Origin of the sequence: Streptomyces europaeiscabiei, from assembly GCF_001550375.1 — a bacterium.
GTDB classification, from domain to species: domain Bacteria; phylum Actinomycetota; class Actinomycetes; order Streptomycetales; family Streptomycetaceae; genus Streptomyces; species Streptomyces europaeiscabiei.
The window spans coordinates 1-5,249 of sequence record NZ_LRTR01000124.1; the positions used below are offsets into that span (position 1 = coordinate 1).

Here is a 5,249-nt window from a genome sequence, read left to right on the forward strand (position 1 = left end):
CGGTGCTGCCGGACCCGGGCGCGGGGCGGCCGGACGTGCGGCCTGCGCGGGAGAGGGTGCCGCCGGACGAGCCGGGGCGGACTTGCGGGGGGCGGGCTTGCCGCCGCCGTTGCCCTGCTGGAGGGCATCGGTCAGTTTGCGTACAACGGGCGCCTCGATCGTCGAGGACGCCGAACGGACGAATTCACCGAGTTCCTGGAGCTTGGCCATGACGACCTTGCTCTCAACCCCGAACTCCTTGGCGAGTTCGTATACCCGGACCTTAGCCACTTCGCTCCTTTTTAGGTCCGGGTGCGTCCGGACCGTCGCTACTTCATGGGCGTACTCATCGCGTGCTCATCGAGTGCTCATCGCAATCTCGACCTACTTCCAACTCGCGGAATACCGGGCCGCACGGAGGTTCCGTACGACACGTCTTACGGTGTTGCCTGCTCAGCGACCGTCACCTGCTCGGCAACTGTTGTCTGCTCCACGTATCGGCGCAACGCCTTTGTGTCGAGCGCTCCCGGGGCACGCAGCGCCCGCGTGAACGCCCGGCGGCGTACACCCAAGTCAAGACAGACCTGGGCGGGGTGAACGTACGCACCCCGGCCGGGCAGCGTACCGCGAGGATCGGGGACGCATTCGCCCTCGGTCGCCACGACCCGCAGCAGTTCGGTCTTGGCCGATCGCTGCCTGCACCCCACACAGGTGCGTTGAGGGCATGCGCGGGCGTGCGTCCGGCCAGACACTGCTAAGTCTACCTCCCCGCACCGACCTCACCCCTTCGGGGCAAAAATCGAACGGTTGTTGTCGTGATCTAAGCCACCTGCGGCTTGGATCTATTCCCCGGCCCCCGGGAAGCACCCGGACGGCCCAGTCGGACGTCCGATCGAGTGGTTACTCCGCCGGCTGCTCGGTGTCCGGGCGGATGTCGATCCGCCAGCCGGTGAGGCGGGCGGCGAGGCGGGCGTTCTGGCCCTCCTTGCCGATCGCCAGCGACAGCTGGTAGTCGGGCACCGTCACGCGCGCGGAGCGGGCCGCGAGGTCCACCACCTCGACCTTGGAGACCCGGGCCGGGGAGAGCGCGTTCGCCACCATCTCCGCCGGGTCGTCCGACCAGTCGACGATGTCGATCTTCTCGCCGTTCAGCTCGCCCATGACATTGCGCACCCGGCCGCCCATCGGGCCGATGCAGGCGCCCTTGGCGTTCAGGCCGCTGCGGGTGGAGCGGACGGCGATCTTCGTGCGGTGACCCGCCTCACGCGCGATGGCGGCGATCTCGACGGACCCGTCGGCGATCTCCGGCACCTCCAGCGCGAAGAGCTTCTTCACCAGACTGGGGTGTGTGCGCGAGAGCGTCACGGAGGGACCGCGGACACCCTTCGCCACGCGTACGACGTACGAGCGGAGCCGCATGCCGTGCTGGTACGCCTCGCCCGGGACCTGTTCCTGCACCGGCAGGATGGCCTCCAGCTTGCCGATGTCGACGAGCACGTTCTTCGGGTCGCGGCCCTGCTGGACCACACCGGTGACGATGTCGCCCTCGCGCCCCGCGTACTCGCCGAGCGTCGCGTCGTCCTCCGCGTCCCGCAGCCGCTGCAGGATCACCTGCTTGGCGGTGGTGGCGGCGATGCGCCCGAAGTCCGACGGGGTGTCGTCGAACGGGCGTGGCTCCTGCCCCTCCTCCAGGTCCTCGGGGTCCTCCTTCGCCCACACGGTCACATGGCCGGTCTCCCGGTTGAGCTCCACGCGCGCGTGACGGCGGCTTCCCTCGGTGCGGTGGTAGGCGATGAGGAGGGCCGCCTCGATCGCCTCGACCAGCAGGTCGAAGGAGATCTCCTTCTCCCGCACCAAGCCCCGCAGGGCACTCATGTCGATGTCCACGGCTACGCCTCCTCTTCTTCCGTCATGTCCTTCTTGTCCTTGCGGTTGAACTCGACCTGGACGCGGGCCTTGTCGATCTCGTCGAAGGCGAGCCGGCGGGCGGTGGCCTTGCGGCCCTTCACACCGGGCACTTCGAGGTCGAGGCCGTCGTCGTCCACGGTCAGGATTCTGGCGATCAGTTCCCCGTCCTCGCGGAGCGTGAACTTCACCAGACGGTCTACGGCGCGGCGGTAGTGCCGGTGCTCGGTGAGGGCGCGCTCGGCGCCCGGCGTCCCGACTTCCAGCGTGTACTCCGCCTGGCCCATCGCGTCCGTCTCGTCCAGCTTGGCCGAGAGCGCGCGGCTGACCTCGGCGACCGCGTCCAGATCCGCGCCCTCGTCGGAGTCGACGACCACGCGCAGCACCCGCTTGCGTCCGACCGAGTCCACTGCGATCTCTTCGAGATCCAGGCCCTGGGAGCGTACGAGCGGTTCCAGCAGTTCTCGCAGCCTCTCGCTCTGGGTGGTGCTCATCCGGGTGACTCCTCGGCCGCGTGTGCTGTTGTGGGTAGGGCGCGTGTCAGGTCAAAGGGTAGCCGCTCCGCTGGGGTGTTGCCGTCCATGCGGCGCCTGTGCGTGGGGGTGCCCAGCAGCTCGGGGGCGCCGGTATTCGGGTGGCCGCGGCCGCATGGGGGCTCGTCGCACCCACACGGCGGAGCCGCGTGTCGATACGCCTCGCGCCCTTATCGGGGCGCGGGGCCTTTCACGGGTACGGTGATCACACCGCTTCTTTGTTCGTACGACCTCCCTAGGACGTCTGCTGTGTCGTTCAGCCTGTCGTCGCGTGCCCTTTCGGGGCCGCGCAGAAGGAGTTTGCTCGTCGGGGCCGCCGGTGTGGGCCTGCTCGCGGGGTGCTCGTCCGGGGGTGAGGGATCGGATGCCGCCGGGAGCGGTCCGTCGGTCGTGGAGCGGGCCCGCGCGCGCGTGGCCCGGGACAGTGAGGCGCTCGTGGGGCGGTACGACGCCGTGATCGCCGCGCATCCGGACCAGACCGCGCTGCTGACGCCGCTGCGGGCGGAGGTCGTACGGCATGCCCGGGCGTTCGGGAGCGCGAAGAAGGCGGGCGCCGGTGAGACGGGTGCGGGTGAGGCGTCCGCTTCTCCGTCCGGTTCGGCCTCCGCGTCGGCGTCTCCCTCCCCTTCCTCCTCCCCCGTGCCCGAGGACCCCGAGGCGGCCCTCGCCGAGTTGGCCGCCGCCGAGCGGAGTCTCGCGGACCGGCGGGCCAAGGCGTTGCTGGAGGTGCCGGGTGAGGTGGCCCGGCTGATGGCTTCGGTGGCCGCGGCGGGAGCCGGGCACGCGTACGTGTTGACGGAGGGTACGAAGTGAGCAGCGGGGAGCTGAAGGCGGTACAGGCGGCGCTCGGGGCCGAGCACGCCGCCGTGTACGGGTACGGCGTCGTCGGCGGGAAGATCGGCGAGACGCGGCAGCGCGAGGCGCGGGAGGCGTACGACGCGCACCGGGCCCGCCGGGACGCGCTCACCCGGGCCGTGCGGGACCTGGGCGGCAGACCCGCCGCGGCGGCGGCCGGATACACGCTGCCCTTCCAGGTGACCGATTCCGACTCCGCCGTACGGCTCGCCGCCGAGCTGGAGGAGCGGGTGGCCGGCGTGTACTCCGATCTCGTCCGGGCATCCGAGGGCGACCGGCGGGGCACGGCCGCCGAGGCACTGCGGGAAGCGGCGGTGCGGGCGGTGCGGTGGCGGGGCGGAAGCGTAGCCTTCCCTGGTCTCTCCGAGCGCACGGCCGCCGCCGGCCCCTCGGCGACACCGCACACCTGATCACGGTCCGGAAGGGAACGACTCGCACATGGCTCGCATGGCTTTCGAGGACTTCGAACCGCCGCAGCGGCTGGTGCGAGCGCTCGCCGAGACCCGGCGGCCGGACGGCGGTGACGGGATCGGCGCATGGCTGGAAACGCTCCCCGAGCTGCTGCAACAGGCCGTCGATCTACGCGAGTTGACCGTCGAGCGGGTACAGGCGCCCGGCGGCCGCAGCAGTCTGGTGCTCCTCGTACGGCTGGTCGACGACACCCCCGCCGTGCTCAAGCTGGCGCCCGAGCGGGCCCGGCCGGAGAGTGAGCGGGCGGCCCTCGCGCACTGGGACGGGCGGGGCGCGGTGCAGATGCTCAACCCCGGGGACAGCTCCGGCGTCCTGCTGCTGGAGCGGCTGCATCCCGATCTGTCGGTGCGGTCGCTGCCCGAGGCGAAGGCTCTGCTGGAGGCCGCGGCGACCTTGCGGCGGCTGTGGGTCGAGCCGCCCGGGGCACATGTCTTCGAGACCGTGGCCGGGCGGACGGAGCGGCAGGCCGAGCTGATGCGGTTCGGCTCCGCCGGGGACGCCGAAGTGCGGGCGCTGGTCGACTCGGCCCTCGCCGCGCGGGAGGAGCTGCTGGCCGCCCCGCCCGAGGAACGGTTGCTGCACGGGACGTTCCGGCAGAGCAAGGTGCTGGGCGGGGAGCGGTTGCCCTGGCTGGCCGTGGGGCCGGATCCGGTGGTGGGTGAGTGTGCCTTCGATCTGGCTCGGCTGGTGCGGGACCGGGTGGAGGATCTGATCGCGTCGCCGTCGGGGGCGGCGATCACTCGGCGGCGGGTGAAGAAGCTGGCCGAGTCGTTGGATGTGGATCAGGAGCGGTTGCGGGGGTGGACGTTGTTCCGGGCCGTGGAGTCGGGGGTTCGGGCTCGGCGGGTGGGGCGGCCTCGGGATGCGGAGTTGTTGCTGGAGTTCGCCGGGTGGCTCTAGCTCCGCCGGGAGCCGGACCGCTCGAAGCCGCGGGTCGTGTTGCTGTTCGGGCAGTTCCCCCCGCCCCTCAGTGAGCCCCCAGTTTCAAGGCCAGGACGGGGCAGTCGGCCGCTGCTCGCTTCGCTCGTTTCAGAGCCGCTCCGGGGACCGGCCCCTTCTCGAACAGCGGGTAGCCCCATTCGTCCGGGGTCACGTGGCCGGGGAGGAGCTCCGCGCAGAGGCCATGGGCCCGGCAGGCGGTCCAGTCGACGTCGAGGGTCGGGGCCGTGGGGGCGGTCATGGTGTCAGCTCCGGTTCTCGGGGACGGGCAGGACGGGCGTGTGGTCGGTGGCCGTGCAGTGGCCGTGGGCGTGGGCGTCGAGTTCCGGGGCGAAGGTGGTCAACGCGCTGCGGACCAGGCGGACGGTGCCGTCGGGGTGGTGGCAGACGCCTCGGCCCTCCACCAGGCCGGCCCAGCGGGCGATGTCGTCGCGGGCGGTGCCCTGCGGGCCGGGGGTGGCCAGGGTCCGGAAGGCGGCGGCGATGCGGGGCAGGCCGTTGAGGCAGGGGCCGCACTGACCGGCGGACTCCAGGGCGAGGTGGCGCAGGACCCGGGCGGTCTCGGCG

General features: G+C 71.7%; 9 protein-coding genes. 3 read left to right on the forward strand and 6 right to left on the reverse strand.

Annotated features, from left to right (window positions below; genetic code table 11):
• The 4 genes from AWZ10_RS05605 to rimP form a co-directional block, all read right to left on the reverse strand.
• Positions 1–270 (reverse strand): translation initiation factor IF-2 N-terminal domain-containing protein (locus AWZ10_RS05605; protein ID WP_159058215.1); only part of this gene is annotated, 270 nt, incomplete at its 3' end.
• A 146-nt stretch (positions 271–416) separates the two neighbouring features.
• Entirely contained in the window at positions 417–731 is a 315-nt protein-coding gene (locus tag AWZ10_RS47285) for a YlxR family protein (RefSeq protein ID WP_107417386.1), read from the reverse strand.
• Between the two features lie 148 nt (positions 732–879).
• Positions 880–1,866, reverse strand: a complete 987-nt coding sequence (nusA, locus tag AWZ10_RS05610; protein WP_037696211.1) for a transcription termination factor NusA — start codon at positions 1,864–1,866, stop codon at positions 880–882.
• 2 nt (positions 1,867–1,868) lie between these two features.
• Positions 1,869–2,378, reverse strand: coding sequence for a ribosome maturation factor RimP (gene rimP, locus AWZ10_RS05615; RefSeq protein WP_046706848.1), 510 nt, complete (start codon positions 2,376–2,378; stop codon positions 1,869–1,871).
• Positions 2,379–2,666: 288 nt separating this feature from the next.
• Between rimP and AWZ10_RS05620 the strand changes: the two genes are divergently transcribed.
• From AWZ10_RS05620 to AWZ10_RS05630, 3 genes are read left to right on the forward strand one after another with little or no spacing between them, the layout of a single operon-like run.
• Positions 2,667–3,230, forward strand: a complete 564-nt coding sequence (locus AWZ10_RS05620; RefSeq protein ID WP_408995977.1) for a hypothetical protein — start codon at positions 2,667–2,669, stop codon at positions 3,228–3,230.
• Positions 3,227–3,682, forward strand: coding sequence for a ferritin-like domain-containing protein (locus AWZ10_RS05625; protein WP_046706850.1), 456 nt, complete (start codon positions 3,227–3,229; stop codon positions 3,680–3,682). The genes AWZ10_RS05620 and AWZ10_RS05625 overlap by 4 nt, the downstream gene beginning before the upstream one ends.
• Before the next feature lie 28 nt (positions 3,683–3,710).
• Complete coding sequence (locus AWZ10_RS05630) at positions 3,711–4,643, forward strand: aminoglycoside phosphotransferase family protein (RefSeq protein WP_046706851.1); 933 nt, start codon at positions 3,711–3,713, stop codon at positions 4,641–4,643.
• Between the two features lie 67 nt (positions 4,644–4,710).
• Here the strand turns inward: AWZ10_RS05630 and AWZ10_RS05635 are convergent, their stop codons facing one another.
• A complete protein-coding gene (locus AWZ10_RS05635; protein ID WP_046706852.1) occupies positions 4,711–4,923 on the reverse strand; it encodes a ferredoxin in 213 nt (70 codons plus the stop codon).
• 4 nt (positions 4,924–4,927) lie between these two features.
• On the reverse strand, positions 4,928–5,249 hold a 322-nt coding region (locus AWZ10_RS05640), incomplete at its 5' end, for an NADH-ubiquinone oxidoreductase-F iron-sulfur binding region domain-containing protein (protein ID WP_279616613.1).